The organism is Kitasatospora sp. NPDC001159, from assembly GCF_053598235.1.
The window spans coordinates 1-26,031 of sequence record NZ_JBSFJV010000102.1 but is presented as its reverse complement, the minus strand read 5'-3'; the positions used below and the strand labels follow the sequence as shown (position 1 = coordinate 26,031).

22 protein-coding genes and 2 pseudogenes are annotated in these 26,031 nt (G+C 71.9%); 12 read left to right on the top strand and 12 right to left on the bottom strand.

Features of this window, described 5'->3' with window-relative positions; all coding sequences use genetic code 11:
• Nucleotides 1–188 precede the first annotated feature (188 nt).
• Together ACWC9T_RS34070 and ACWC9T_RS34065 are read left to right on the top strand one after the other, a co-directional pair.
• Nucleotides 189–1,736 (top strand): long-chain-fatty-acid--CoA ligase, encoded by a 1,548-nt coding sequence (locus ACWC9T_RS34070; protein ID WP_449824926.1) that lies wholly within the window; start codon nt 189–191, stop codon nt 1,734–1,736.
• 69 nt (nt 1,737–1,805) lie between these two features.
• On the top strand, nt 1,806–3,443 hold the full coding sequence (locus ACWC9T_RS34065) for a multicopper oxidase family protein (RefSeq protein WP_449824925.1): 1,638 nt from the start codon (nt 1,806–1,808) through the stop codon (nt 3,441–3,443).
• A gap of 8 nt (nt 3,444–3,451) precedes the next feature.
• On the opposite strand, the gene ACWC9T_RS34060 is transcribed toward ACWC9T_RS34065, so the two are convergent.
• Nucleotides 3,452–4,468, bottom strand: a complete 1,017-nt coding sequence (locus tag ACWC9T_RS34060) for a 2-dehydropantoate 2-reductase (protein WP_449824924.1) — start codon at nt 4,466–4,468, stop codon at nt 3,452–3,454.
• Nucleotides 4,469–4,493: 25 nt separating this feature from the next.
• Nucleotides 4,494–5,393 carry a class II aldolase/adducin family protein gene (locus ACWC9T_RS34055; RefSeq protein ID WP_449824923.1) on the bottom strand — a complete coding sequence of 300 codons (900 nt, stop codon included), beginning with the start codon at nt 5,391–5,393 and terminating at the stop codon, nt 4,494–4,496.
• A gap of 78 nt (nt 5,394–5,471) precedes the next feature.
• Between ACWC9T_RS34055 and ACWC9T_RS34050 the strand changes: the two genes are divergently transcribed.
• Together ACWC9T_RS34050 and ACWC9T_RS34045 are read left to right on the top strand one after the other, a co-directional pair.
• Nucleotides 5,472–6,089, top strand: a complete 618-nt coding sequence (locus ACWC9T_RS34050; RefSeq protein ID WP_449824922.1) for a TetR/AcrR family transcriptional regulator — start codon at nt 5,472–5,474, stop codon at nt 6,087–6,089.
• A 112-nt stretch (nt 6,090–6,201) separates the two neighbouring features.
• Nucleotides 6,202–6,792: a DeoR/GlpR family DNA-binding transcription regulator gene (locus ACWC9T_RS34045; RefSeq protein ID WP_449824920.1), complete on the top strand. Its 591-nt coding sequence runs from the start codon at nt 6,202–6,204 to the stop codon at nt 6,790–6,792.
• Between the two features lie 9 nt (nt 6,793–6,801).
• Here ACWC9T_RS34045 and galT read toward each other — a convergent pair whose 3' ends face one another.
• Nucleotides 6,802–7,911: a galactose-1-phosphate uridylyltransferase gene (gene galT, locus ACWC9T_RS34040; protein WP_449824919.1), complete on the bottom strand. Its 1,110-nt coding sequence runs from the start codon at nt 7,909–7,911 to the stop codon at nt 6,802–6,804.
• Between the two features lie 220 nt (nt 7,912–8,131).
• On the opposite strand from galT, the gene galK reads away from it, so the two are divergent.
• Entirely contained in the window at nt 8,132–9,277 is a 1,146-nt protein-coding gene (galK, locus tag ACWC9T_RS34035) for a galactokinase (protein WP_449824918.1), read from the top strand.
• 15 nt (nt 9,278–9,292) lie between these two features.
• On the opposite strand, the gene ACWC9T_RS34030 is transcribed toward galK, so the two are convergent.
• From ACWC9T_RS34030 to ACWC9T_RS34015, 4 genes are all read right to left on the bottom strand, one after another.
• Entirely contained in the window at nt 9,293–10,087 is a 795-nt protein-coding gene (locus tag ACWC9T_RS34030) for a DeoR/GlpR family DNA-binding transcription regulator (RefSeq protein ID WP_449824928.1), read from the bottom strand.
• A 149-nt stretch (nt 10,088–10,236) separates the two neighbouring features.
• On the bottom strand, nt 10,237–11,277 hold the full coding sequence (locus ACWC9T_RS34025; RefSeq protein ID WP_449824917.1) for an ABC transporter permease: 1,041 nt from the start codon (nt 11,275–11,277) through the stop codon (nt 10,237–10,239).
• Nucleotides 11,274–12,929: a sugar ABC transporter ATP-binding protein gene (locus ACWC9T_RS34020; RefSeq protein ID WP_449824916.1), complete on the bottom strand. Its 1,656-nt coding sequence runs from the start codon at nt 12,927–12,929 to the stop codon at nt 11,274–11,276. The genes ACWC9T_RS34025 and ACWC9T_RS34020 overlap by 4 nt, the downstream gene beginning before the upstream one ends.
• 97 nt (nt 12,930–13,026) lie before the next feature.
• Nucleotides 13,027–14,073, bottom strand: a complete 1,047-nt coding sequence (locus ACWC9T_RS34015) for a substrate-binding domain-containing protein (protein WP_449824915.1) — start codon at nt 14,071–14,073, stop codon at nt 13,027–13,029.
• 207 nt (nt 14,074–14,280) lie between these two features.
• Here ACWC9T_RS34015 and ACWC9T_RS34010 point away from each other — a divergent pair.
• From ACWC9T_RS34010 to ACWC9T_RS33995, 4 genes and pseudogenes are all read left to right on the top strand, one after another.
• Nucleotides 14,281–14,442 (top strand): annotated as a pseudogene (locus tag ACWC9T_RS34010) (hypothetical protein); the annotation flags it as partial.
• Nucleotides 14,443–14,470: 28 nt separating this feature from the next.
• A complete protein-coding gene (locus tag ACWC9T_RS34005; protein WP_449824927.1) occupies nt 14,471–14,617 on the top strand; it encodes an RICIN domain-containing protein in 147 nt (48 codons plus the stop codon).
• A gap of 180 nt (nt 14,618–14,797) precedes the next feature.
• Nucleotides 14,798–16,618: an alkaline phosphatase family protein gene (locus ACWC9T_RS34000; protein WP_449824914.1), complete on the top strand. Its 1,821-nt coding sequence runs from the start codon at nt 14,798–14,800 to the stop codon at nt 16,616–16,618.
• A gap of 166 nt (nt 16,619–16,784) precedes the next feature.
• Nucleotides 16,785–16,943, top strand: a pseudogene (locus ACWC9T_RS33995) (RNA-guided endonuclease TnpB family protein); the annotation flags it as partial.
• A gap of 258 nt (nt 16,944–17,201) precedes the next feature.
• On the opposite strand, the gene ACWC9T_RS33990 reads toward ACWC9T_RS33995, so the two are convergent.
• Entirely contained in the window at nt 17,202–17,837 is a 636-nt protein-coding gene (locus ACWC9T_RS33990; RefSeq protein WP_449824913.1) for an NAD(P)-dependent oxidoreductase, read from the bottom strand.
• 90 nt (nt 17,838–17,927) lie between these two features.
• On the opposite strand from ACWC9T_RS33990, the gene ACWC9T_RS33985 reads away from it, so the two are divergent.
• On the top strand, nt 17,928–18,584 hold the full coding sequence (locus ACWC9T_RS33985) for a TetR/AcrR family transcriptional regulator (RefSeq protein ID WP_449824912.1): 657 nt from the start codon (nt 17,928–17,930) through the stop codon (nt 18,582–18,584).
• A 22-nt stretch (nt 18,585–18,606) separates the two neighbouring features.
• Here ACWC9T_RS33985 and ACWC9T_RS33980 read toward each other — a convergent pair whose 3' ends face one another.
• The gene (locus tag ACWC9T_RS33980; RefSeq protein WP_449824911.1) at nt 18,607–19,098 is read right to left on the bottom strand and encodes an Lrp/AsnC family transcriptional regulator; all 492 of its coding nucleotides are present in this window, start codon (nt 19,096–19,098) and stop codon (nt 18,607–18,609) included.
• A 160-nt stretch (nt 19,099–19,258) separates the two neighbouring features.
• Here ACWC9T_RS33980 and ACWC9T_RS33975 point away from each other — a divergent pair, with 160 nt between their 5' ends.
• Complete coding sequence (locus tag ACWC9T_RS33975; RefSeq protein ID WP_449824910.1) at nt 19,259–20,926, top strand: pyridoxal-dependent decarboxylase; 1,668 nt, start codon at nt 19,259–19,261, stop codon at nt 20,924–20,926.
• A 47-nt stretch (nt 20,927–20,973) separates the two neighbouring features.
• On the opposite strand, the gene ACWC9T_RS33970 is transcribed toward ACWC9T_RS33975, so the two are convergent.
• The 3 genes from ACWC9T_RS33970 to ACWC9T_RS33960 all read right to left on the bottom strand — a co-directional run bounded on the left by ACWC9T_RS33970 (nt 20,974) and on the right by ACWC9T_RS33960 (nt 22,631).
• Nucleotides 20,974–21,477, bottom strand: a complete 504-nt coding sequence (locus ACWC9T_RS33970) for an LURP-one-related/scramblase family protein (RefSeq protein WP_449824909.1) — start codon at nt 21,475–21,477, stop codon at nt 20,974–20,976.
• 145 nt (nt 21,478–21,622) lie between these two features.
• Entirely contained in the window at nt 21,623–21,835 is a 213-nt protein-coding gene (locus tag ACWC9T_RS33965; protein ID WP_449824908.1) for a hypothetical protein, read from the bottom strand.
• Nucleotides 21,836–21,950: 115 nt separating this feature from the next.
• Nucleotides 21,951–22,631 carry a LuxR C-terminal-related transcriptional regulator gene (locus ACWC9T_RS33960; protein WP_449824907.1) on the bottom strand — a complete coding sequence of 227 codons (681 nt, stop codon included), beginning with the start codon at nt 22,629–22,631 and terminating at the stop codon, nt 21,951–21,953.
• Nucleotides 22,632–22,801: 170 nt separating this feature from the next.
• On the opposite strand from ACWC9T_RS33960, the gene ACWC9T_RS33955 reads away from it, so the two are divergent.
• A complete protein-coding gene (locus ACWC9T_RS33955) occupies nt 22,802–25,975 on the top strand; it encodes a bifunctional cytochrome P450/NADPH--P450 reductase (RefSeq protein WP_449824906.1) in 3,174 nt (1,057 codons plus the stop codon).
• The last annotated feature ends 56 nt before the right edge of the window (nt 25,976–26,031 follow it).

The following is a 26,031-nucleotide window of genomic DNA, read 5'->3' as shown; positions in this document are numbered from 1 at the left end:
GAGCCGCAGGCCGTGCAGCAGGCCGTCACCACCGATCGACGTGACCACGGTGAAGCTGCCGTTCGCCCTGCTCCGGACATGACGAAGGCCCAGATCCGTGGATCAACTCCACTGATCATCCCGCCCGGGCCGGGCCGCAGGAAGCCACCGTTGCGGCCCGCCCCGGATCCACACCTCCGGAAGGCACCATGCTGAACCTGTCGGTCCTGCTCGAGGATTCCGCCCGCATGTACCCGAACCGCGACGCGCTGGTGCTCGGCTCGACGCGCCTCACCTACGCCGAGGTCGACGCGGCCGCGAACCAGGTCGCCAACCTGCTGGTGGAGCGCGGGATCCGGCCCGGCGACAAGGTGGCGCTGAGCTGTCCGAACGTGCCGCAGTTCCCGATCGTCTACTACGGCATCCTCAAGGCCGGCGGGGTGGTCGTCCCGCTCAACATCCTGCTCAAGGCCCGTGAGGTGGCCTACCAGCTGCGCGACGCCGAGGTGAAGGCCTACTTCTGCTTCGAGGGGGCGCCGGGCCTGGCCATCGGCGGGGAGGGCTGGAAGGCCTTCAACGAGGTCGGGAGCTGCGAGGACTTCCTCCTGATCACCGCCGACCCGGCCGCGCCCTCGCCGATCGACGGAGCGGAGACCATGGGCGCGGCGCTCGCCGGCCGGCCCGCGGTCTTCGACCCGGTGGCCACCGAGGCGACCGACACCGCGGTCATCCTCTACACCTCGGGCACCACGGGCCAGCCCAAGGGCGCCGAACTCTCGCACGCCAACACGGTGTTGAACGTGACGGCCTGCAACCGGATGTTCCGGGGCAGGCCGGCCACCGACAGCCACGTCCTGTGCCTGCCGCTGTTCCACACCTTCGGGGCCACCATCCAGATGCACACCGGCTTCTCGATGGCGGCCACGCTCCACCTGGTACCGGGCTTCGACGCGGAACAGGTCGTGCGGCTGATGAACACCGAGGAGATCACCTTCTTCGCCGGCGTGCCGACCATGTGGTGGGGCCTGCTGGGCGCCCTCACCGATGCCGTCGACGTGGACCGGATCGCCCGCAACCTGCGGATCGGCGTTTCCGGCGGCGCCGCGCTGCCGGTGGAGATCCTCAGCCGGGTCAAGGAGCGGCTGCACGTCCAGATCCTGGAGGGATACGGCCTCTCCGAGACCTCGCCGGTGGTGACGTTCTCCGACCCGGACCGCGAGCCGCGCCCCGGTTCGATCGGTGTCCCGGTCTGGGGCGTGGGGGTCAAGCTGATCAACGCCGACTGGTCGGAGGTCACCGGGGCCGGCGTGGTCGGCGAAATCGCGGTCAAGGGCCACGGTGTGATGAAGGGCTACCACAACCGGCCGGAGGACACCGCAGCGGCGATCCAGGACGGCTGGTTCCGCACCGGTGACCTGGCCCGTCGGGACGAGGACGGCTTCTACTACATCGTCGACCGGGCCAAGGACGTGATCATTCGCGGCGGCTACAACGTGTACCCGCGCGAGATCGAGGAGGTGCTGATGACCCACCCCGCGATCAGTCTGGCCGCGGTCGTCGGCGTGCCCCACGAGAGCCACGGAGAGGAGGTCAAGGCCTTCGTCATCCTGAAGCCCGGCGCCGGGGCCACCCCCGAGGAGCTGATCGCCTGGGGCAGGGAGCAGATGGCCGGCCACAAGTACCCGCGCATCGTGGAGATCGTCGAGCAGCTGCCGATGACCGCCACCGGCAAGATCCTCAAGCGTGAACTCAAGTGACGGACCGTCTCGCGCCCGTGCGGTGTGCCTTCCGGCGCGACTTCCCAATGTGATCTAGATTGCCCGGCCATGAGCGAAAATGTCGGAATCAGCCGTCGATCGGTGCTCAGGGCGATCCCCGCAGCCGTCCTCCTGGCGGCATCCTCGGGCATCCTCGAGCACCGGCGAGCGGTGGCGGCGACGGCGCGGACGCGGACGCGGTTCCCGCAGCCCGCCGCCGTCCGGACCTCGCGAGCGGTGCCCGGCCGGGCGTCCGAGGTGCTCGAGCAGACGCTCGACGTACGGTTCACGGACCTCTCCGTCCCGGGCTACGGGCCGGTCACCACGCGCACCTACAACGGGGCGATCCCCGGGCCGACCCTGAGGGTGCGCGGCGGGGACACCCTGCGGCTGACCCAGATCAACGGCCTGCCGCCCAACCAGCCCTTCAACGGCGACCGCAACCGGCCGCACCACCTCAACAGCTTCAACCTGCACACCCACGGCCTGCACGTCTCCCCGTCCGGGGACGCCGACAACGTCCTGCGCGAGTTCGCCCCGCGTACGGCCGAGGAGGTCGACGCCGGCGCCCCGGAGCCGCAGTACGTGACCACCGTCGAGGTGCCGGCCGACCACCCGGCCGGCACCTACTGGTACCACCCGCACCTGCACGGGGCCACGGCCGTGCAGATCGTCGGGGGGATGGCAGGGGTCCTGATCGTCGAGGGCGACATCGACGAGGTGCCCGAGGTCAAGGCGGCCGCCGACATCGTCGTCTGCATCAACGAACTCCGGCTCAAGGACGGCAAGGTCCCCGACTTCAGCTCCGGCGGCGCCCTGGCCGCCGTCCCGTCCACCCTCACCGTCAACGGCGAGGTCAACCCGACCATCACGCTGCGCCCGGGCGAGGTGCAGCGCTGGCGGTTGGTGGCCGCGACCGCCTTCACCATGCTGCCGCTGAGGCTCACCGGCGGTGGGCAGAACCTCACCTTCCACCAGATCGCGCTGGACGGCGTGACCTTCCCGGCCACGGTCGCCGCCGACACGGTGAGCCTGGCCGTGGGCAACCGCGCCGACGTGCTGGTCCGGGGCGGCGACCCCGGTACGTACGAACTGCGGGCCGACGGGGTGTCCGAGCCGCTGATGACCGTCGAGGTGACGGGCGAGCCCGTCGAACCGCCGATGGACCTGCCGACCGCGCTGCCGGCTGGCAAGCCGTTCCTCGACGAGAACGAGATCGCCAACCCCGACGCGGACCGCGAGGTGGTCTTCCACATCGACCCGAGCGCCTTCGACGGGCCGTTCCCCAACGCCTACCGCGTCCTGGGCACCAACGCGACCCCCGCGGCCGACCCCGACGGCGACCTCACCCGGGACCCGGCCTACGGCCTGTTCGACCCCGGCTACGTCAACCACACCCTGCCGCTCGACACCGTCGAACGGTGGACCGTCCGCACCGACGAGACCAGGTCGGCCTTCAACCACCCCTTCCACCTGCACACCAACCACGTCCTGGTCACCCACCGCAACGGCGAGCGGCTCGACCCGCCGGTCTGGCAGGACACCGTCGGGCTGGCCGGAGGCAAACCCGGGGACAAGGTCACCTTCCTGGTCAGGTACGAGGACTTCACCGGTAGCACGGTCGCCCACTGCCACCAGCTCCAGCACGAGGACCTAGGCATGATGCAGACCGTCGAGTACGTCGATCCGCGGCGGCCGGGCCGCTGACCCCAGCGTCAACCGCCCCCGAGTTCAGCCAGCAGCTCCGGGCCCGACCACGGCCGCGCGGCGCCCGGACCCGCCCGCTCGGCCTCGCGGACCAGCGCAGCCAGGCGGGCGTTGGCCGGGGCCGGCAGGCCGTGCCGCCCGGCGAGCGCGATCACCTCGCCCTGGAGCGAGTCGATCTCGGTCGGGCGGCCACGCCGCAGGTCCTCCCACATGGACGAGCGGGCGTGCGCGTCGATCCGCAGGCTGGCGGCGGCCAGTCTGCGGAAGAGCGCGTCCGGCAGCCCGAGCACCCCGGGCATCCACCCCGGCGGCACCGGGCCCAGCCGGGCGGGCCTGACACCCGCCGCCCGGAAGGCGGCGAGCGCCTCCCGCTGGCACCGGGCCAGACAGGCTCGGTACGCCCTGGCTCCCAGCTGCTCGCGCAGCGGCAGGCCGGACAGGGCGTTCACCGCGTTGTTGAGGTTCATCAGCAGCTTCGCGGCCTGTACGGCGGGCATGTCCGGGTGCAGCACCAGGCTGAGCCCGCCGGCCCGGGCCGCCGCCGCGAACGGGCGGGCCGCCGGGGTGTCCTCGACCACCAGCGCACCGCCGCTGCCCTGGTGGACGGCGGCCGGCCCGCTGCGCAGCACGTTGTACGGGACCATCCCGGCGAGCACCCGGTGGCCCGGCAGCTCCGCCCGCAGCACCTCGGGGTTGTGCAGACCGTTCTGGAAGCTGATCACCACCGCTTCCGGTGCCAGGTGTCCGGCCAGCTCGCGGGCGGCCGCCCGGGTGTCGGCTGACTTGACGGTCACCAGCACGTAGTCCGCCCGCGCGGCGGCGGCCGCGTCGGTGGCCGTGGTGAGCTCCCGGACCTGCCGCCGCGCCTCGCCGGGGCCGGTCAGCGTCAGCCCGTCCCGCTCGATCGCCGCCATCGCGGCCGGCCGGCCGACCAGGGTGACGTCGGCGGTGGCGGCCAGCATGCCGCCGAGGTGGCAGCCGATGCTGCCGGCACCGAAGACCGCGATCCGCGGTTCCTTGTTCATGCGTCGCGTCCTTCGTGTGCGCGGCTCAGGGCCTGGCTTCGAACTCGCGTCGTTCGTTCGGCAGGCGGGAGTCTGACGACGGGCCCGAGGGCCAGTCGACCAGGTTCGGGTCGCTCGCGCTGATCTGCTCGAACAGCGGCTGCGCCTGGAACCAGCCGGCCAGGTTGCTGCCGACCTGTCCGCGGGTGATCAGCGCCGTCTCCCGGTCGATCAGCTTCGGGGAACCGGCCGCCATCGCCAGCAGCTGGGCCTGGCAGGAGCGCTCCATGGTGACGAACCACCAGACCGCCTCGGCGACCGACTGGCCGACCGTCAGCAGGCCGTGGTTCTGCAGGATCACCGCCTTGTGCGCGCCGAGCGCGGTCGCGATCCGCTTGCCCTCGTCGACCTCGTTGACGACGCCGCGGTAGTCGCTGTACAGCCCGTGGTCCTCGAAGAAGGCGCAGGCGTCCTGGGTCAGGGGGTCCAGCGGGATTCCGAGGCTGGAGAAGGCCTTGCCGTGCAGCGAGTGGGCATGGGCGGCCGCGATCGCGTCCGGGCGGGCGGCGTGCACCTGGGAGTGGATCACGAACGCGGCCCGGTTCACGGGCCGGTTGCCGTGCAGCAGGGTGCCCTCGTGGTCGACCAGGATCAGGTCCGAGGCCTTGATCATGCTGAAGGGCATCCCGAACGGGTTCACCCAGAAGCGGTCGGGGTGCTCCGGGTCGCGCACGGTGATGTGCCCGGCCACCCCTTCGGAGAAGCCGAATCGGCCGAACAGCCGGAAGCCGGCGGCGAGTTGTTCCTTGCGGTACCGGCGCTCCGCCTCCACCGAGTCGAAGCTGGGCGGCAGCGGAAGGGTGACGCCGGCCGGCAGCGGTCCGACGGCGGCGGCGAGCGAGGCGGGCAGCGGGGCGCCGGTCCCCGAGGGGTTAGGGATGCTCATGGCCCCAGAAGATACAATGATGTATCCGATACGCCAATGCATCCGATTGGCCGTTTCAAGTGAACCAGGACGCCACCGATGCCCAAGGGTGAGACCAAGCGCCGTCCGCGCACCCGTGCGGCCCTGCTCCAGGCAGCACTGGAGACCTTCGCCGAGTACGGGTTCCGCGCCGCCACCATCGAACAGATCTGTGAGCGGGCCGGCTACACCCGTGGCGCGTTCTACTCCAACTTCAGCAGCAAGGAGGAGCTCTTCCTCGCGCTGTTCGACGCGCACAGCGAGCAGATCGTCCAGCGGATGACCGAGTTGGTCGACTCGATCGCCACCGAGGACCTCACTGTGCAAGCCCTGGTTGACGTCCTCTGCGAGATCGAACCGGCCGAACGCGACTGGTACCTGGTCACCACCGAGTTCACTCTGCACGCCATCCGTGACCCCCAGGCCGCCTGGGTGCTCGCCCAGCACGACGCCCGGCTTCGCGCCCAACTCGCCCGTGCCCTCACCGATCACCTGGCCCGCGCCGGCCGCACCCTCGCCGTGGAAGCCGACGAACTCGCCCGGCTGCTGATTGCCATCCGTGAGGGCGGCCTGGCCCAGAGCTATGTCGAACCCGGCCAGTTGCCGCCCGGCCGACTCGAACAGCGCTTCTTGGCCCCGCTGTTGACGGCGCTGACCACGGAATCCCGCACGCCCTGACAGGGTGGATGGTTCGGCGTCGGGGGACCAGGATGTTGTGTGAAGCTGTGTAATTGATTTCAGCCTCAAGCATGTTCGGGAAAGGCTCCTGCACCGCACCCGCGGCGGTGCGGTGACCGGGGCCGTCAACCTCGAACTCCCGCTGCGGCACCGCAGCGAGAAGCAGCAGGAGGAGAAGCGCCGGATCGCGCGGGTGGCCGCCGAGCTGGTGCCGGACGGCGCCGTGGTGGGCCTGACCGGCGGTACGACCGCCACCGAACTGGCCCGGGTGCTGGGCGAGCGGGGCAAGGTCACCGTGGTCACCAACGCCGTGAACATCGCAGCCGAGCTGATCGTACGTCCGGAGATCCGCCTGGTGGTGATCGGCGGCATCACCCGCTCGGCCAGCTACGAACTGGTCGGCCCGGCCGCGGACAGCATGCTCCAGCGCTACCACCTCGACCTCGCCTTCATCGGCGTGGACGGCCTGACGGTGCAGGAGGGCTGCACCACCCACGACGAGATGAAGGCCCAGACCGACCGCGCGTTCCTGCGCAGCGGCGCGCGGTCGGTCGTGCTGGCGGACCGCACCAAGGTCGGCCGGGTCACCTTCGCCTCGATCTGCCCGCTCACCGAGGTCCACGACCTGGTGACGGACTCCGGGATCTCCGACGAGCAGGAGCAGGCCATCGCCGACACCGGCGTGCGGGTGCTCCGGGCCTGAGCGGCCGCCTCACCGTCCTGGCGTCGCGGCGTCCCGGAGCCGGGCGGCCGCCGCCTCCGGGCTGACATCGGTGACGAAGGCGTCCAGCCCGGACTCCACACCGGCGAGGTACTTGAGCTTGCCCGGTGCACGCCGGATGGTGAACAGCTCCAGGTGAAGCGCCAGTTCACCGCCGCCCTCGGCGGGGGCCTGGTGCCAGGCCGCGATGTAGGGGGTCCGGTTGGGTGCCGCGCCGGGCGCGGCGGGGAACAGCGCGTCGAAGCGGCGCAGCAGGTCCAGGTAGAGGCCGGGGAACTCGGCCCGTTCGGCCTCGTCGAGCGCAGTGAGGTCGGCGACCCGGCGCTTGGGGTAGAGGTGGACCTCGTAGGGCCAGCGCGCGGCGAACGGCACGAAGGCGACCCAGTGCTCGCCCCGGAGGACCAGTCGCTCGGGGGAGTCCTGCTCGGCGGTGAGGAGGTCCTCGAAGAGGTTCCGTCCGGTCCGCGCCCGGTGCTCCTCGGCCCGGACGATCATCTTGGCGGTGCGCGGGGCGACGAAGGGGAACGCGTAGATCTGGCCGTGCGGGTGGCCCAGCGTGACCCCGATCTCCTCGCCCCGGTTCTCGAAGCAGTACACCTGCCGTACCCCGGGCAGGGCGGACAGCTCCGCCGTACGGTCGGTCCAGGCGTCCAGCACCAGCCGCGCCTTGGCCTCGTCCAGGTCCGCGAAGGAAGCGTCGTGGTCGGAGGTGAAGCAGACCACCTCGCAGCGGCCGGCCGCGGGCCGGGCGGTGTGCAGCAGGCCCTCGCGGGCCGCCACGTGCTCGGCCGACCCCAGGGCGAGCGAGGGGAAGCGGTTCTCGAACACCGCCACCTCGTAGTCGGCCGCCGGGATCTCGCTGAGCCGCCCGTCCCGGGAGGGGCACAGCGGGCACTCGCCGGCGGGCGGGTGGTAGGTGCGCTGCTGGCGGTGGGCGGCCACCGTGACCCAGTCGCCGAGCACCGGGTCGAGCCGGATCTCGGAGAAGCTCACCGAGGGTTCCAAGGAGCGTTCGTCCCGGGCGTCGCGCACCGCTCCCGGCTCCCGGTCGTAGTAGACGAGTTCGCGGCCGTCGGCCAACTTGCTGGCGGTCTTGTGCACCGCTGTTCTCCTTCGTCTGTGACATCGGCCCGCCCGGTCAAACAGAAACAAACAGATACTACCGGTTGTCAACAAAGCCGGTCTACCGTTGACGACTCTCGGTCAGCTCCTTTTGGGGCTGGTGGGGTTGGACATGCGAATGTGTTGACCGCGAGACCCGATCATGTTTGATTGTGTCGGAATTGGCATTCCCCCACCCCCGCGCACTGGAGCTGAACAGATGATCGACGAGGCCGCCACCACCTTCGAGGCCGTCCACGGCGGCCGACCGACCGGCGTGTGGGCCGCCCCGGGCCGGGTGAACCTGATCGGCGAGCACACCGACTACAACGACGGCTTCGTCCTGCCCATCGCCCTTCCGCACACCACCCGGGTCACCGCCCGCCGCCGGGAGGACGGCCGACTGCGGCTGTACAGCGCCCAGGGCGACGGCACCATCACCGACCTGCCGCTGGACGGCCTGACCCCCGGCGTCGTCGCCAGCTGGGCCGGCTACCCGGCCGGCGTCTTCTGGGCCCTCGCCGAAGCGGGCCACCCGGTCGGCGGGGCCGACCTGTTCATCGACAGCGACGTGCCGGCCGGGGCCGGACTCTCCTCCTCCGCCGCCCTGGAGTGCGCGACGGCCGCGGCCCTGAACGACCTGTACGAGCTGGGCCTGACCGCACCCGAACTCGCCCTGCTCGCCCAGCGGGCCGAGAACGCCTTCGTCGGCGTGCCCTGCGGCGCCATGGACCAGGTGGCCTCCGCCTGCTGCACCAACGGCGCCGCGCTGTTCCTCGACACCCGGACCCTGGAGCAGCGGCACGTACCGCTCGACCTCGCGGCGGCGGGCCTGCGGCTACTGGTGATCGACACCCGGGTCAAGCACGACCTCGGCGACGGCGGCTACGCCGCCCTGCGGGCCGGCTGCGAGCGCGCCGCCGACCTGCTCGGGCTGCCCGCGCTGCGCGACCTCGCCGTCGCCGACCTGGCCCCCGCACTGGACCGGCTGCCCGGTGAACTCCGGCCGCTGGTGCGGCACGTGGTGACCGAGAACCGTCGCGTCCTGGAGACCGTCGAGCAGCTCGACCGCGGCGGAGTCGCCGCGCTGGGCCCGATCCTGACGGCCGGGCACGCCTCGCTGCGTGACGACTTCCGGGTCTCCTGCGCCGAGACGGACCTCGCGGTGGAGGCCGCCGTCGCCGCCGGGGCCCTGGGAGCCCGGATGACCGGCGGCGGCTTCGGAGGGTCCGTCATCGCACTGGTCGCGGCCGCCGATGTCGCGGCGGTCTCGGACGCGGTGCGGTCCGCCTTCGGCTCGGCGGGCTTCGCCGCGCCGGTGGCGTTCACCGCCGTGCCCTCGGCGGGGGCGCGGCGGGTGGCCTGAGTCCCAGTCGCCTGCTCAGCCGGCGGCCGGGACGACGAGGAGCTCGCCGACCGCGTCGGCGAGCACCCCGCGGGCGGTCGCCGGGAGGGCGTCGTCGGTGACGAAGCAGTCGACCTCCTCCAGGGTCGCGAAGCTGCTGAGCCCGACGACGCCCCACTTGGTGTGGTCCGCGACCACGACCGTGCGGCGCGCGGAGGCGATCAGGGCTCGATTGGTCTGCGCCTCGGCCAGGTTGGGCGTGGTGAGGCCGGCCTGCTCGTGCACCCCGTGCACGCCCAGGATCAGCAGGTCCACATGGAGCGAGCGGATGGTCTGATCGGCCAGGGCGCCCACCAGGGCAGCCGAGCGGGTTGGCGACCCGCCGGTCAGCAGCAGCGACGGGACGGCCTCGCCGCGGTCGCGGCTCGCCGTCCAGAGCAGGTCGGCGATCGGCAGGGAGTTGGTCACCACCGTCAGTTGCGGGACCTCCAACAGCCGGGAGGCGACCGCGTAGGTCGTGGTCCCGGCGGACAGAGCCACCACGCTGCCCGGCTCCACCAGCTTGACGGCGGCGTCCGCGAGCGCGGCCTTGGTGGCCTCCTCCAGCCCGGACTTGGCGTCGAACCCCGGCTCGTACGTGCTCGCGGCCCCGGTCGCCATCGCCCCGCCGTGCACCTTCTGCACGGCTCCCTGGCGCGCCAGCGCGTCCAGGTCACGACGGATGGTCATGTCCGACACGCCGAACTGCTCGACCAGCTCCGCGACGCGCACGGCGCCGGCCCGGCGGATCGCCTCCAGGATCAGCGCCTGGCGCTGGGGGGCGAGCAACATCTGGTCAGCCACAAAGGCCCTTTCGGTCGAACGGGTGCCCGATTCGCTTCCGCGCTGTCCGGCAGACTAACCCTAAACGGCCCGGGAACGGCGTACGCACGACTGCCGCAGGTCAGCCCGGCCCCGGACAGCCCCCGCACAGCGTGAGGTCAGGCCGGCAGCCCGACCGCGCGTTCACGGTTACGGCGCTGCTGGATGACGACGGCGGCGACCAGCAGGGAGCCCTGGGCGACGTTCTGCCAGAAGGCGTTGATGCCCTGGACGGTGAGGCCATTCTGCAGCGCGCCGAGCAGCGCCACGGCGAGCAGGGTGCCGCCGATACTGCCCTTGCCGCCCTTGAGGGCGCAGCCGCCGAGGGCGGCGGCGGTGATCGACTGGAGCTCCAGGCCCTCGCTGCCGGAGACGGGCTGGCCGCTGCCGGTGCGGGCGGTGAGGAGGACGCCGGCGAGGGCGGCGACCGTGCCGGAGAGGGCGTAAGCGGCGATCAGGTACTTGTTCAGGTTGATGCCGGCCAGGCGGGCGGCGGTGTCGTTGCCGCCGACGGCGTAGATGTTCCGGCCGATGTCGGTGTAGGTGAGCAGGGCGTGGACGGCGGCCGCGGTGAGGATGAGCAGCCAGACCATGGTGGGCAGCCCGGCGATCTTGCCCCGGCTGAGGAAGACGAAGACCGGGTCGCCCAGCACGTAGCCCTGGGCGCGGCCGTCCGAGACCAACTGGGCGACGCCCTTGTAGGCGGCCAGCCCGGCGAGGGTGGCGATGGTCGGGTTGACCCGGCCGTAGATGATCACGGCCCCGTTGAGCAGGCCGATGCCGGCGCCGATGGCGAGCGCGGCCCCGATGCCGAGGAAGGGGCTGTTGCCGGTGGAGGTGAAGACCATGGCGCTGGTGACGGAGGCGAGTCCGGCCTGGGAGCCGACCGAGATGTCGAGGCCGCCGCAGATGATGACGACGGTCTGGACGACGGCCAGCAGGCCCGAGATGGTGGCGGCCTCGGCGATGACCTGGATGTTGTCCCAGCCCACGAAGTTGGGGTTGAGCGTGCCGAAGAGGGCGACGACGGCGATGAGGGCGCCGATCAGGCTGAGGTTCTGTCCGCCGATCGCGGCGAGCAGGGCGCGCGGACCGCCGGACCGGTCGGCCCCGGGCCGGGCCTTCGGCAGCTGGGCGCTGGGGGAGGTGGTGGCGGTCATCGGATGTCCTTAGCGTCGTTCGGCCCGGTCCGTGCGTGGTCGGTGGTGCCGGCGGTGGTGGCGGTGGCGAGGTCGTCGGCCATGGCGAGGGCGAGGACGGCCTCCTCGGTGGCCTGGTCGCGGCTGAGTTCGCCGGTGGTGCGGCCGTTCTGCATCACCACGATCCGGTCGGCGAGGCCGAGGACCTCCGGCAGTTCGGAGGAGATGACCAGGACCGCGGTGCCCTCGCGGGCGAGGTCGGCGATGATCTGGTAGATCTCGGCCTTGGCGCCGATGTCCACGCCGCGGGTCGGTTCGTCGAGGATCAGCAGGTCGGGTTTGCGGGCGAGCCAGCGGGCGAGGACGACCTTCTGCTGGTTGCCGCCGGACAGCGTGCGGACCTCCGCCTCGACGGAGGGGGCCCGGACCCGCAGCCGGTCGGCGTACTCCTGGGCGAGCGCCCTCTCCTGGCGCTGCTTGACGAACCGCCAGCGGCGCAGCCGGCCCAGGCTGACCAGGGAGGTGTTGTCGCGGATGGTGCGTTGCAGGAACAGGGCCTGGGCCTTGCGCTCCTCGGGGGCCAGGCCGATGCCGGCGGTGATGGCGGCGCGGGGGTTGCGCAGTCGCAGGACCTCGCCGTTGAGCTCGACGGTTCCGGAGCGGACGGGGGCGTCGCCGGCCAGGGCGAGGGCGAGTTCGGAGCGTCCGGCGCCGATCAGTCCGGCGAGGGCGACGACTTCCCCGGCGTGGACGCGCAGGCTGATGTCGCTGACGTCGTCGGTGGTGAGGTTCCGGACGTCCAGGACGACCCGGTCGGTGGCGACCTGCTGGCGCACGAAGAGGGTGGAGAGGTCCCGGCCGACCATGAGCTTCACCAGTGCGCTCTCGTCCGTGGTCGCGGCCCGGACCACCCCGGCGACCTGGCCGTCGCGCAGCACCGCGATGCCGTCGGCGAGCTGGAAGATCTCCTTCATCCGGTGCGAGACGTAGATGACGGCGATGCCCTCGTCACGCAGCCTCCCGATCAGTGCGAACAGGGCCTCGACCTCGTGTTCGGAGAGGGAGGAGGTCGGCTCGTCGAAGGCGATCGCGCGCGGCGGGACGGCGCCGGTCAGGGCCCGCAGGATCTCGACCAACTGGCGTTGGGCGGCGGTTAGTTCGGAGCCGAGGAGGTCGGGGTCGAGGACCTTGTCGAAGCCCAGGCGGTGCAGGTCGGCGGTGATCCGGCGGCGCAGTTCGGCACGGTCGAGGCGGCGCAGCCCGGTGCGGGGCAGCGAGCCGGCGTAGACGTTCTCGGCGACCGAGACATGGGGGATGATCTCGGGTTCCTGCGGGATGATCCGGATCCCGGCGCGCCGGGCGTCCTGCGGGGAGTGCAGGTCGAGGGCCTCGCCGTCCAGCAGGACCCGGCCCGCGGTGGGGCGGTGGTCACCGGTGAGGATGCGCAGCAGGGTGGACTTGCCGGCGCCGTTCTCGCCCATCAGGGCGGTGACCTGGCCGGGCGGGAAGGTGAGGGTGACGTCGCTCAGCGCCTGGACGGTGCCGAAGCGTTTGGACACCCCCTCGGCGCTCAGGCCGGGCGAAGCGCCGGGCAGGGAGCCGGGCGCGGAGCCGGTGGAGCCGCCGGGGGAGCTGCCGGGCGGTGGGGCGGGGACGGGTTCAGGTGCGGTCATCGGGGCCTCGTTGGCGGCGCGGGGGTACGGTCTTCGAAGGGCGCGGGCCGGTGCGGCGGTCCGGAGCCGCCCGCCGCACCGGTGGACGGACGCGGTGTCAGCTGCAGGACACGCCTGCGGACTGCCAGCTGGTGGCGTCGACCATCTTGGTGGGGGCGAAGGCCTCCTTCGGGAAGTCCTTGCCGTTCTTGAGCTTGTCGAACATGGTCTGCACCGCGAGGGCGCCGACGTCCTTGCCGTTGATGAACAGGGCGGCCTTCATGCCGGAGGGCTTGCCGGCGGCCCAGTCCTTGCACGCCAGGTAGGCGCCCAGGCCGACGCCGTCGATGTCGTTCGGGTCGACCCCGGCGTTCTGCAGGGCGGTGACGGCGCCCTGGACGTTCTCGTCGTTGCAGCCCCAGGTCACCCAGTGCTTGACGCCCGGGTTGGCGGTGATGGTGGCGGCGACCTTGTCCTGGGCGCCGGTCGGGGTGTTGTCGGTGGCGACGTCGATGGCCTGCACATCTGGCACGGCCTGGTCGAAGGCCTCCTTCGCGGCCTTCACCCGGTCGCCGCAGACGGTGACGTCCTGCTTCCAGGCGGAGATGATCCGGGTGTCCGCCGGGTTCCAGCCGGCCTTCTTGAACTCCTCGGCGGCGCGCTGGCCGACCTGCTGGCCCATCTGCTGGCCGGAGAAGCCGATCCGCGGTACCAGGTCGGTGGCCGCGCACTGTGCCGGGGAGGGCCCGCTGGCGCAGACCTGGTCGTCGGAGGTGAGCAGCGCGGACTTGGCGTCCCGGGCGGTCTGGACGACCTGGGGGCCCACCGCGGGGTCGGGCACCACGATGATCAGGCCGTTGCTCTTCTGCGCGATCGCGGACTGCACCTCGCTGACCGTTTTGTTGGCGTCGTTGCCGAGGTTGACGACCTTCAGGTCGGCGCCGAGTTCGGCCGCCTTGGCCTTCGCGCCCGCGGCCTCGTCCACGAAGTACTGCTGGTCCCCCTGCTTCTGCAGGTAGGTGATCGAGATCTTGCCGGACACCGGCGCCACTGAGGCGTCGCCGCCGGAGGACGTCTGTCCGGTGGAACACGCGGTCAGGCCGAGGACGGTGGTGAGGCCGAGCGCGGCGGTCTGGGCCAGGCGGCTACGGACGGAGGGGTGCATGGTGGGCGCTCCTGAGGGTGTTGGATCGGCTCGCGAGAAGCAACACAACCGATCAAAAAGCATCGCAATCAAACGCGATGGGGTACAGGGAAACGTCCAGTTCATGCGCGCGTCAAGCGTTGGACCCTTCGCGCGCCGGATTCGAAACCGTCTCGTTATGCCCGTGCCCTGGATGTCTCGACGGTCCGTCACTCCGGCCCTGGTCGAGTGTCAGGCCTGTTGGAAGTTGTTGGCCGGTGCTCCGTCAAGTCGGTCGACTACCCCGAGCCCTCCCACCGGCGCACCCCCACCGAGGTCAATTGCGGCCGGGGGTACGAGTGGTGGCTGATGGAGCAGGCCAAGGCCCACAACCCCGCCATCCGGTTCTACGGCCTGGAGCGGGCCGCAAGTCACCCCGCTGGCCGCGCCCGCGAACCACACCTTCAGCAGCCTGACCAGCGGCAAGTGCCTGGACGTCACCGGCGCCTCGACGGCGAACTGGGCGCAGGTGATCCAGTGGACGTGCGGGACCGGCAAGACCAAACAGGAGTGGACCGTCTCCTGACACCCCCGGGCGGCCCCGGGCCGGGGCACCATCGGGCCCGGGGCCGCCCAGCTGCTCAAAGTTGTTTGGTCAAGTTCGGCCGAAGTTCTTCCGCCGGACAGCGCCGACCGGTACTTATGTCCCGCTCATGGCGAACAGCCATGGCGCACCCACCCTCACCAACGGGACGAGGTACCCCCTATGCGACTGCGCTGGAGCCCCCTCGGAGGGCTGCTCGCCACCCTTCCCCTCGTCGGCGCGCTCGTCGTCGCCGCCCCCACCACCGCCGGTGCGGCGGGCGGCAGCGGCAACCTGATCGTCAACGGCGACGCGGAGGCCGGCGGCTACTGCACCAACGACTGGAGCGCCGCCAGCACCGTCCCCGGCTGGACGGTCCAGGCTGGCGGCGTCAACGTCATGTGCCACTCGGTGGGCTCCTTCGGCCTGCCGAGTGACGGCCAGACCCCCGGCAAGGCCTTCTTCGGTCCGGGCAACTTCGGGGACGGCGCGATGTCGCAGACCGTCGACGTCTCCTCCGCCGCCGCCGCCACCGCCATCGACGGCGGCGGAGTGCACTTCAACCTCTCCGGCTGGCTGGGCGGTTGGACCACCTACGGCGGCTACGTCGCGGTCAGCCTGCACTTCCGGGACGCGGGCGGCAGCCCGCTCGGCGCGACCGCCAAGCTGCCCACCGTCTCCGCCACCGACCGGGGCCTGAGCACCAAGTTCCTCTCCCGCAACGCCACCGGAGCCGTCCCGGCCGGCACCCGGTCGATCCAGGTCGAAGTGCAGTTCCTCTCCACCACGAGCGAGACCGGCTACCTGGACAACCTCTCGCTCACCCTCGACACCCCGGTCGCCGCGCCCGCGCCGCTGACCCCGCCCGCGTCCGCCGTGCCGGGCTACGACCACGTGTTCACGGTCATGATGGAGAACACCGACTACTCCCAGATCATGAACGACCCTACGGACACGCCGTACATCCACAGCCTGATGTCCCAGGGCGCCACCCTTACCGACTCCCACGGCGTCTACCACCCCAGCGACGAGAACTACCTCGCCGTCGCCGGTGGTGACACCTACGCCAAGGGCGCCACCTACTGGCCCAACATCAACTCCCCACAGCGCAACCTCGGCGACACCATCGAGGACGCCGGCAAGACCTGGAAGGCCTACGAGCAGGGCATGGGCACGCCCTGCAACACCAACAAGAACTACGACAGCTACTACATGCCCGACGACGCGCCGTTCATCAACTACACCGACATCAGCGGCAACCCGGCCCGCTGCGCGGCCCACCTGTTCGACACCTCGCAGCTGACCACCGACCTGCAGTCCGCGGCCACCACGCCGAACTTCTCCTGGATCGCCGCCGACGACTACTACGACGGCGAGGCCTCCGGCAACGGCAGCGCCACCAGCCTGAAGACCCAGGACGGCTGGCTGCAGCAGACCCTCGCCCCGGTGCTGTCCTCCCCGGCCTGGACCCAGCAGCGCTCGCTGCTCATCCTGACCTGGGACGAGAGCCAGAACGAGGGCTACAACCACCTCGCCACCGTCGTCGTCGGTTCCCAGGGCACCGTCCCGGCCGGCACCAGCAGCCCGCTGCACTACGACCACTACGGCGTCGGCCGCACCATCGAGTCCGCCCTCGGCCTGCCGGGCCTGACCGGCAACGACACTTACGCCACGCCGCTCAACGCCGCCTTCGCCCCCGCCACGGCCACCGGCCCGATGCTGACCGGCGACCTCAACGCGGTGGCCAACGGCGGCAACGTCACCCTCCGCTACACCCTGCCGGACGCCTCCCAGGCCAGCGCCAAGAACTGGGTCGGCATCTACCCGGCGGGCGTCACTCCCGGCTCCCGTTCCTCGCTCACCTGGTCCTACACGCCGAACCAGAGCGGCGCCGTCACCTTCTCCACCGGCAAGTTGAACGGCGCCGGCGGCTACGACGCCTACCTCCTGGCCAACGACGGCTACTCGGTGCTGGCCGGCCCGTTCCGGCTGACCGTCGGCTGACGCCGTCCCCTCGGTGAATGATCGACAGCCCGGTGCGGTGGGGTCGGCCAGATCCCCCGGCGCCGGGCTGTCGTGCGGAGGCTCCTCAGCGCTCGACGCCGGCCTGGCGCTGGAAGCCGGCGATGCGGGCCAGGCCCTGCTTGAAGCGGGCGTACTCCTCGGGGCGGCGTTCGACCCGGAGCGTCAGGGCCGCTGGTCGTTCTCCTCCCAGCAGGCCACGCTTCGTCGTCTGGACAAGGCGTTCGCGGCGTTCTTCCGCCGGGTCAAGTCCGGTGAGGAGCCCGGCTACCCGCACTTTCGGGGTGTGATGTGGTTCGACACGGTGTGAGGATTTCCACTGCGTCAGCTGTGGCCACCAGGCGCACGCTGACACCGTGGGAGCTGTCAACGTTCTACGGGCCGGACTGGTCCGTCGCGACACCCGGAAGGGTTAGCGAGAAGCCCCGGCTCCAGCCGGGGGAGGAGTCGCGAAGGTAGGGAGGAGCGATGGGCTTGGCAAGGGGTCAGTACGCATCAACTCCACTTGCCGGAAACATTCGTGGAGGAATCGTGGACGGGCCTTCGACGGTCGGCCGCCGTCCGGTCAGGAGCTGACGCCGACGGCGTGCCGGAAGCTCGTCGGATCGGTGACCAGGTCCAGCATGGCCCGTGCGACGTCGGCGCGCGGGACGGTGGCCCCGGCCGGTCCGGACTCGACGGCGTGCCGGTAACGGCCCCGGCCGGGCCGGTTGGTCAGCCGCGGAGGCCGGACGGCAGTCCAGTCCAGGTCGCTCTCCCGCAGCACGCGCTCCATCGCCTCCAGGTCGGTGTACACGTCCCGGAGCACTGCCCAGAGCAGCGGGCCGAAGGCCTTTGCGGCGAGGAAGGGCTGCCCGGCCCCGGAGCGGTTGAGCGGGGCGGCGCTGACCACGAGGATGCGGCGCACCCCGACCGCCGCCATCGCGGTGGCCGCCGCGCGGGCGGAGTTCGAGGCGGGCTTGAGGGGGTCGGTCCGGCCGGCCTGGCCGATGCCGGAGAGGACGGCGTCGGTGCCCTCGATCACCGGCTGCAGCGAGGCGGGGTCGAGGGCGTCGGCCCTGACCACGGTCAGCCGGTCGTGGCGGACGGGCAGCCGGGCCGGGTCGCGGACGGCGGCCGTGACCTGGTGCCCGTCGGCGAGGGCGAGGGTGACCAGGTGGCGGCCGATGCCGCCGGTGGCGCCCAGAACAGCGAGTTTCATGGTCCCTCCCGGGGGTGGGTGAGTGCTCACTTCCTTCTCGTTGCGATGGTGAGTGAGTGATCACCCACCTGTCAAGGTAGGCTGGTGCCCATGACGAACGAGGGGACGCGTGAGGGAGCCGAGCCGCTGACCGGGGCGGCGCTGACCAGGGCCCGGGTGCTGGACGCCGCCGCCCGGCTGATCGGCACGGTGGGGCTGGTCCGGGCCACCACGAAGCAGATCGCCCGGGAGGCCGGCTGCTCGGAGGCGGCGCTGTACAAGCACTTCCGGGACAAGGAGGAGATTTTCGTCCGGGTCCTGCGCGAACGCGCCCCGCGCCTGGCCGCCGCCGTCGCCGAACTGCCCGAGCGGGCCGGGCGGGGTACGGTGCGCGAGCACCTGGAGGCGGTGGTCGTGGTCGCCGTGCCGTTCTACCGGCAGTCGTTCCCGATGGCCGGCGGGCTGCTCGCCAGCCCCGAGCTGCTCGCCGCCCACCGTCGCAAGCTCGACAACGCCGGTCCGCACCACGTCAGTTCACATCTGGCCGACTACCTGCGCGCCGAACAGCGGCTGGGCCGGGTCGCCGCCGACGTCGACCCGGACGCCGCCGCGATGCTGCTGATCGGCGCCTGCTTCCACCGCGCCTTCCTGGAGGTCTTCTACGCCGGCGAGGGCCCGGCCGAGGCCTTCCGCCCCGCCGCCCTGGACGAGTTCGCGCACGCGACGGTCCGGGCCCTGCTCGGCGGTATCCAGGCCCCGGAGGCCTGAGCCGGCGGGCGGGACCCGGCCGTCAGTGCTCGGGTGCGAGGTAGCGGCGACCCGGTATCTGCTCGAAGATCAGGTTGGTCCGGGTCTGGGCGACCGCCGGGTGGGTGGTGAGGTGGTCGACCACGAAGTCGCGCAGCGCCTCGGGGCTCGCGACGCCGACGTGGAGCAGGTAGTCGTCCGAGCCGGCCATGTGGAAGACCGCCAGGACGCCGGGCAGGTCCGGGGCGGCGCTGCGGAAGCTCTCGTTCTGCTCCCGGGTGTGGGCGCGCAGCCGCACCGAGATCATCGCCTGCAGCGGCAGCCCGATCGCGGCGGGGTCGAGCTCGGCGCGGAAGCCGCGGATGATGCCGCGCTCCTGGAGGGCGCGGACGCGGGCCAGGCAGGTGGACGGGGCGATGCCGACGGCCGCCGCCAGGGCGTTGTTCGGGAGGCGGGCGTTGTCGGCCATGGCGCGGATGATCGCCCGGTCGACATCGTCGAGGAGCGCCCGCCGGTCCTGCGGATTGTTCGGCATGACGGCCAGGATTCCAGTCGTTCCGCAGATTCACAAATCTGACTGGGCCTTGACCGAATATTCTTCGGAGAAGTTTTCTCACGACCCATGAAAGTTCTATCCTTTCCGCTGCCGGCGAACGCCCGTCGCCGTCCGCAGCAACCCCCGGAGCGTCCCGCCCATGAGCCCGACCGCGTCCGCCGCCTTCGCGCCGACCGCAGCCCCGACCGCCGTCGATCCCGGCCCGGAGCTGGACGGCCGCGACTTCGCGCTCCCTGCGGGCGGCCTGGACGACGCGCAGCGGCTGCGCGCGCTCGACGCGGTGGACGAGTACCTGACCCGCAAGCGCAAGCACCTGGTCGGCTACCAGGCCACCCAGGACATGCAGGGCACCGCGCTGGACCTGGCCCGGTTCATGCCGAACAACATCAACAACCTCGGCGACCCGTTCCAGAGCGGCGGCTACAAGCCCAACACCAAGGTCGTCGAGCGGGCCGTCCTCGACTACTACGCCAAGCTCTGGCACGCCGAGCGCCCGCACGACCCGGCCGACCCGGAGTCCTACTGGGGCTACATGCTGTCCATGGGCTCGACGGAGGGCAACATGTACGCCCTCTGGAACGCCCGCGACTACCTGAGCGGCAAGGCGCTGATCCAGCCGCCGGCCGCCCCCTTCGACGCGCTGCGCTACGTCAAGGCCGCGCCTGACCGGCGGAACCCGAACGCCCACCACCCGGTGGCCTTCTACTCCGAGGACACCCACTACTCCTTCGCCAAGGCCGTCCGGGTCCTGGGCGTGGAGACCTTCCACACCGTCGGCCTGGAGAAGTACGCCGACGAGTGCCCGCTGGTCGACCCGGTGACCGGCCTGCGCAACTGGCCCACCGAGGTACCGTCCCGCCCAGGCCCGTCCGGACTGTCCTGGGACGGCCCCGGCGAGATGGACGTCGACGCCCTCGCCGTGCTGGTCGAGTTCTTCGCCGCCAAGGGCCACCCGATCTTCGTCAACCTCAACCTCGGCAGCACCTTCAAGGGCGCCCACGACAACGTCCGCGAGGTCTGCGAGCGGCTGCTGCCGATCTTCGAGCGGTACGGCCTGGTCCAGCGCGAGGTGGTCTACGGCACCGACCCGCAGACCGGCGAGCCGCTGGTCGACGTGCGCCGCGGCTTCTGGATCCACGTGGACGGCGCGCTCGGCGCCGGCTACGCGCCGTTCCTGCGGCTGGCCGCCCAGGAGCCGGAGGAGTACGGCTGGACCCCGGAGGTGGAGCTGCCCGAGTTCGACTTCGGCCTGCGGCTGCCCACCGCCGCCTCGGGCGAGGTCGACATGGTCTCCTCGATCGCCATGAGTGGCCACAAGTGGGCCGGCGCGCCCTGGCCGTGCGGCATCTACATGACCAAGGTGAAGTACCAGATCTCGCCGCCGTCCCAGCCGGACTACATAGGCGCGCCGGACACCACCTTCGCCGGCTCCCGCAACGGCTTCTCGCCGCTGATCCTCTGGGACCACCTGTCCCGCTACTCCTACCAGGACCAGGTGGACCGGATCCGCGAGGCCCAGGAGCTCGCCGCCTACCTGGAGCGCCGACTGACCGCCATGGAACAGGAGCTCGGCGTCGAGCTCTGGCCGGCCCGCACCCCGGGCGCCGTCACCGTACGGTTCCGCAAGCCGAGCCCCGAGCTGGTGGCCAAGTGGTCGCTGTCCTCCCAGGACGTGCTGACGGTCCCGGGCGACGAGGCCACCCGGCGCAGCTACGTCCACGTCTTCGTGATGCCCTCGGTCGACCGGGCCAAGCTGGACGCGCTGCTCGCCGAACTCGCCGAGGACCCGGCGATCCTGGGCCGGTGAGCGGCCGCTGAGAGCCCCCCGGCCGACGGCCGGGGGGCTCTCAGCGCTCAGAGGTTGGTGAGCTGGTCGCCCTTGGCGTCCTGGAGGACGTGGTCGACGCAGACCGCGAGGATGACCAGCAGCAGCGCCTCCTGCTCGTTGAGCACGTCCACGGCGTAGGCGTCGCGGACGGTGAACCAGCGCCGCGATATGTGCGCCAGGGTGGTGCCCTCGTGCTGGATGTCGAACTCGCGGTCCCAGAGGTTCCCGCTGACCTTCAGCCGCCGGCCGTCCTGGAGGCGGACCTTAAAGCGGTCGCCGAAGAGCGTGAACATCTTCTTGCTGATCTTGGCGGTCAGGGCGCCGTCCTGCTTGATCAGCAGGGTGTGGTGGATCGTGAAGGCCTTGCGGACGATGCTCGCGACGTGCTCGCCGCGGGTGTCGACCAGCGCGAAGGTACGGCGCAGCCGGAAGAACTTCCGGTTGACGCGGTAGAGCTTCTCCCGGTGCTCCGTCTCGATCCAGGCCTCCTCGTGGAAGGCGAACATGCGGTCGCGGACCAGGTAACGCACAGCGGTTCCCCCGTGGTAGATCGTCTCCGCCGGCCCTGCGGCCCGGCGCGGCCCAGAGCGTAGCGGCTGGTCAGCGAGGGGAGGGGCAGGGGGTGGTGCTTTTTACCGGTCCGCGACATTCCCCCTACACCACGGTGACGTCGGGCTAGGCAATGCCCTGCCCGTCGATGTCCGCCCCCCACTCGTCCTCCCCGACGGCACCCACACAGTAGCCGCCGCCCTGTACGGTGCCGCCGGCCGCCTGGCACTGCTCGGCGGTGACGTCGTGCGGGAGCGCCCAGGCGGGGGCGGACCCGGCGAGGAGGAGGACGGCGGTGGTGAGCGGGGCGGCCAGTCGGGCCAGCGATGAAGTGATCATGTGTCCTACGGCAGCACGCGACAGGGGCGGCGGCGAGTCGGGGGCGTCCATTCGCGGGTCGTGCGGGCGGTTCCCCGGTGCAACGGGGGAGCGGCACCGGACCAGGGCCGCCGCCTTACCGCGAACCGGCCGCCTCCGGGGGCCAGGCGCCCGGGGTGAGGACGCCGAGGGCGTAGGCGCGGGCCACCAGGGCGGTGCGGTTGGGCAGTTGCCAGCGGCGCGTGAGCCGTGCCAGATGGTAGTTGACGCCGTCCGCGGTGAGGCCGACCTCCTTGGCGATCCGGGCGGTGGTGGCGCCCCGGGCGGCCGCGGCGAGGATGCGGGCCTCGATCGGACTGGCCTCGGCGCTCGGGTCCGCCGTCGGCGGCGCGGGCCGGGCGGCGGGTTCGTCGAGGGCGCGCAGCGAGAGCAGCAGGTTCGGGGTCTGCTCGGGAGTGTCGCTGACCAGGTCGACGGTCATCTCGCCGTGGCGCTCGCCGCCGCTGGAGGGCGTCCAGGACACCCGGGCCGGGTACTGCGAGCGGCGGTGCAGCCGGACGGCCTCGGTGAGCGCCTGCAGGGTGGCGCTGTCCCGCAGGGTGAAGAAGTCCAGGATCCGACGGTTGCGCAACTGTCCCGGCAGCAGGCCGAATTCGGCTGCCATCGCGCGGTTGACGATCAGGATCCCGCCGCCGAACCTCACCACGGCGATGGGCAGCGGCACATGGTCCAGCAGACGCAGCGCCCGGTTGCGCCAGATCACCGCGGCGTCCAGCCGGGTGCCGGGCGCCGGATCGCAGCCGTCGGTCGGTCGCATGCTCCGCTCTCCTCCCGCGGCAGTGGGCCCGCATCAGATCTGACGGGTCGTGGGCAAGTCTTCGGATGCCGCTGGCACTACACAATCATGTAGTGATCGTTGCCATGGGGGTGTCCCGGGGGCGCAGAGTGGAGGAGTCGAGAACTTTCCTGCCTGGGAGGGACCAAGCGATGACCGAGACCATGACCGAGGCCGAGCCGACCCCGCCGACCGCGGCGCCGACGGAGGCTCAGAACGTCCCGCTGGTGGACATCTCCGGGTTGCCGCCGGTCGCCGCCCCCGTGCTGCGGACCATCGAGCTGGTCAGAGAGCACGGCCCGGCCTTCGTCCAGCGGCTGCACGGGCGGGACACCGTGATGGTCAGCAGCCTGGAGCTGGTGGAGGAACTGGCCGACGAGGAGCGGTTCCGCAAGGCCGTCGGCCCGGCACTGGAGAACGTCCGTGAGTTCACCGGCGACGGCCTGTTCACCGCCTACAACGAGGAGCCCAACTGGGCCCGGGCGCACGACATCCTGGTGCCGGCCTTCGCGCTCGGCTCGATGCGCACCTACCACCCGGTGATGCTGCGGGTGGCTCGTCGGCTGATCGACTCCTGGGACCGCCGCTCGGCCGCCGGGCTGACCGTGGACGTGCCCGGCGACATGACCAGGATGACCCTGGACACCATCGGGCTGGCCGGCTTCGGCTTCGACTTCGGCTCCTTCGAACGGGACGAGCCGCACCCCTTCGTCGAGGCGATGGTGCGCTGCCTGGACTGGGCGATGACCCGGCTCACCCGCGACCCGCAGCTCGACCACAGCGAGCGCGACGCCGCGTTCCGGGTCGAGGCCGACTATCTGGCCGGGGTGGTGGACGAGGTGATCGCCGCCCGGGCCGGGAGCGGCGAGCAGGGCCCGGCCGAGGACCTGCTCGGGCTGATGCTCGGCGCGGTGCACCCCGTCGACGGCACCCGGCTGGACATGGAGAACATCCGCAACCAGGTGATCACCTTCCTGATCGCCGGTCACGAGACCACCTCGGGCGCGCTCTCCTTCGCGCTGTACTACCTGTCCAAGCACCCCTCCGAACTCCGGCGCCTCCAGCGGGAGGTGGACGCACTCTGGGGCGACCAGGCCGACCCGGAGCCCTCGTACGAGGACGTCGGACGGCTGCGTCACACCCGTCAGGTGCTCAACGAGGCGTTGCGGCTGTGGCCGACGGCGCCCCAGTTCAGCCGGGAGGCGCGCGAGGAGACCCTGCTCGGCGGGCGGATCCCGGTGCGCCCCGGGCAGCCGATCTTCGTGGTGACCCCGATGCTGCACCGCGACCCGGCCTGGGGTGACAACCCGGAGCTGTTCGACCCGTCCCGGTTCGACCCCGAGCGCGAGGAGGCCCGCTCGCCGCACGCCTTCAAGCCTTTCGGCACCGGCGAACGCGCGTGCATCGGGCGGCAGTTCGCGCTGCACGAGGCCACCATGCTGCTGGCCATGCTGGTCCACCGCTACCGGTTGATCGACCACGCCGACTACCGGCTGACCATCAAGCAGACCCTCACCATCAAGCCCGACGAGTTCACCCTCGCCCTCGCCCCGCGCACCCCCGCGCCCGCGGCGCAGTCGGTCGAGAGCGCGGCCGCCGCCGATCGGGCCGCTCGGTCCGAGCTCCCCGGCCGGGTCCGCCAGGGGACCGGCCTGCTGCTCCTGCACGGCTCCAACTACGGCGCCTGTCGCGAGTTCTCGCGCCAACTCGCGGACGTCGCCTCCGAACTCGGCTGCGCCACCGAGGTCGCCCCGCTGGACGCCTACGCGGACGGCCTGCCCACCGACCGCCCGGTGGTGATCACCGCGGCCTCGTACAACGGGCAGCCGACCGACGACGCGGCCGTGTTCGTCCGCCGGCTGCAGGAGGACGGGGCGGCCGACGGGGTCGAGTACGCGGTGCTCGGCATCGGCGACCGCACCTACGCCGCCACCTACCAGCGCATCCCCGCCCTGATCGACGACCGGCTCGCCGCCCTCGGCGGCACCCGGCTGCTGGCCCGTGCCGAGGCCGACGCCTCCGGGGACCTGGCCGGTGTGGTTCGGGCGTTCACCGAGGCGCTGGGCGTCGCCCTGCTGGAACGCTACGGGGACGCCGACGCCCCGGCCGTTCGGCAGGAGGAGGCCGCGTACACGGTGGCCGAGCTGGTCGGCGGCTCGCTGGACGCGTTGGCCGCCCGGCACGGCATGGGCGAGCTGACCGTCACCGCCGTCGACAGCCTGACCGACCCGGCGTACCACCGGGTGAAGCGGCTGGTCCGGCTGGCCCTGCCGGAGGGGGTGGACTACCGGACCGCCGATCACCTCACCGTGCTCCCGGCCAACGACCCGGAGCTGGTCGAGCGCGCCGCCAAGCTGTTCGGCGCCGACCTCGACACCGTGCTCTCCATCACGCCGCACCGGCGTACCGGCCTGGCCGTGGACCGCCCGCTGACGGTGCGCGAACTGCTCACCCACCAGGTCGAGTTGCAGGACCGGCCGAGCGCCGATCAGCGTGCCGTGCTGGCCGGGCTCAACCCCTGCCCGCCGGAGCAGGCCGCGCTGCGGGCGCTGCCCGCCGACGACGCGCGCACCCTGCTGGACCTGATCGAGGACCACCCGGCGCTGCGGGAGCGGCTGAGCTGGCCGGTGCTGCTGGAGCTGTTGCCGCCGATCCGGCCGCGGCACTACTCGATCTCCTCCTCGCCCGCCGGTGACGCGGGGCGGGTCGACCTGATGGTCTCGGTGCTGAGCGCGCCGGCCCGCTCGGGCCGGGGCACCTTCCGGGGCACCGGCTCCGGCTACCTCGACCGGGTGGCCGTCGGCGACACCGTGCGCGCCCGAGTGCAGCCGTGCCGGGAGGTGTTCCGGATCGGCCACGACACCCCGGTGATCATGATCGCGGCCGGGACCGGCCTGGCGCCCTTCCGCGGGGCGGTCGCCGACCGGTGCGCGCTGGTCGACGGCGGCGGCGAACTCGCCCCGGCGCTGCTGTACTTCGGCTGCGACGACCCGGAGGCGGACTACCTGCACCGGGCCGAGCTGGAAGCGGCCGAACGGGCCGGCGCGGTCTCGATGCGGCCCGCGTTCAGCGAGCGGCCGGTGGACGGGCAGCGCTTCGTCCAGGACCGCATCGCCGTCGAGGCGGCGGAGGTCTGGGAGCTGCTGGCGGCCGGCGCGGAGGTGTACGTCTGCGGCGACGGTGCCCGGATGGCGCCAGGCGTGCGGGACGCGTTCCGGGCGCTCTACCGGCAGCGCACGCCGGGGGCGGACGAGCAGCAGGCGCGGGACTGGCTGCAGGGGCTGGTCGAGGGCGGCCGCTACGTCGAGGACGTGTACGCGGGCTGAGCCCCGCACACCGGGGTCGGGGGGCCGCCGGGGCGCAGCCGCCGGGGGGGAGGGAG

Coding starts and splice junctions, on each gene's coding strand:
- ACWC9T_RS33955 (WP_449824906.1), top strand. CDS start 22,802: ATGACCGAGACCATGACCGAGGCCGAGCCGACCCCGCCGACCGCGGCG.
- galK (WP_449824918.1), top strand. CDS start 8,132: ATGATCGACGAGGCCGCCACCACCTTCGAGGCCGTCCACGGCGGCCGA.
- ACWC9T_RS33980 (WP_449824911.1), bottom strand. CDS start 19,098: ATGCCGAACAATCCGCAGGACCGGCGGGCGCTCCTCGACGATGTCGAC.
- ACWC9T_RS34060 (WP_449824924.1), bottom strand. CDS start 4,468: ATGAACAAGGAACCGCGGATCGCGGTCTTCGGTGCCGGCAGCATCGGC.
- ACWC9T_RS33960 (WP_449824907.1), bottom strand. CDS start 22,631: ATGCGACCGACCGACGGCTGCGATCCGGCGCCCGGCACCCGGCTGGAC.
- ACWC9T_RS34055 (WP_449824923.1), bottom strand. CDS start 5,393: ATGAGCATCCCTAACCCCTCGGGGACCGGCGCCCCGCTGCCCGCCTCG.
- ACWC9T_RS33985 (WP_449824912.1), top strand. CDS start 17,928: ATGACGAACGAGGGGACGCGTGAGGGAGCCGAGCCGCTGACCGGGGCG.
- ACWC9T_RS34065 (WP_449824925.1), top strand. CDS start 1,806: ATGAGCGAAAATGTCGGAATCAGCCGTCGATCGGTGCTCAGGGCGATC.
- ACWC9T_RS34020 (WP_449824916.1), bottom strand. CDS start 12,929: ATGACCGCACCTGAACCCGTCCCCGCCCCACCGCCCGGCAGCTCCCCC.
- ACWC9T_RS34070 (WP_449824926.1), top strand. CDS start 189: ATGCTGAACCTGTCGGTCCTGCTCGAGGATTCCGCCCGCATGTACCCG.
- ACWC9T_RS34050 (WP_449824922.1), top strand. CDS start 5,472: ATGCCCAAGGGTGAGACCAAGCGCCGTCCGCGCACCCGTGCGGCCCTG.
- ACWC9T_RS34025 (WP_449824917.1), bottom strand. CDS start 11,277: ATGACCGCCACCACCTCCCCCAGCGCCCAGCTGCCGAAGGCCCGGCCC.
- ACWC9T_RS34030 (WP_449824928.1), bottom strand. CDS start 10,087: ATGTTGCTCGCCCCCCAGCGCCAGGCGCTGATCCTGGAGGCGATCCGC.
- ACWC9T_RS33975 (WP_449824910.1), top strand. CDS start 19,259: ATGAGCCCGACCGCGTCCGCCGCCTTCGCGCCGACCGCAGCCCCGACC.
- ACWC9T_RS33965 (WP_449824908.1), bottom strand. CDS start 21,835: ATGATCACTTCATCGCTGGCCCGACTGGCCGCCCCGCTCACCACCGCC.
- ACWC9T_RS34015 (WP_449824915.1), bottom strand. CDS start 14,073: ATGCACCCCTCCGTCCGTAGCCGCCTGGCCCAGACCGCCGCGCTCGGC.
- ACWC9T_RS34000 (WP_449824914.1), top strand. CDS start 14,798: ATGCGACTGCGCTGGAGCCCCCTCGGAGGGCTGCTCGCCACCCTTCCC.
- ACWC9T_RS33990 (WP_449824913.1), bottom strand. CDS start 17,837: ATGAAACTCGCTGTTCTGGGCGCCACCGGCGGCATCGGCCGCCACCTG.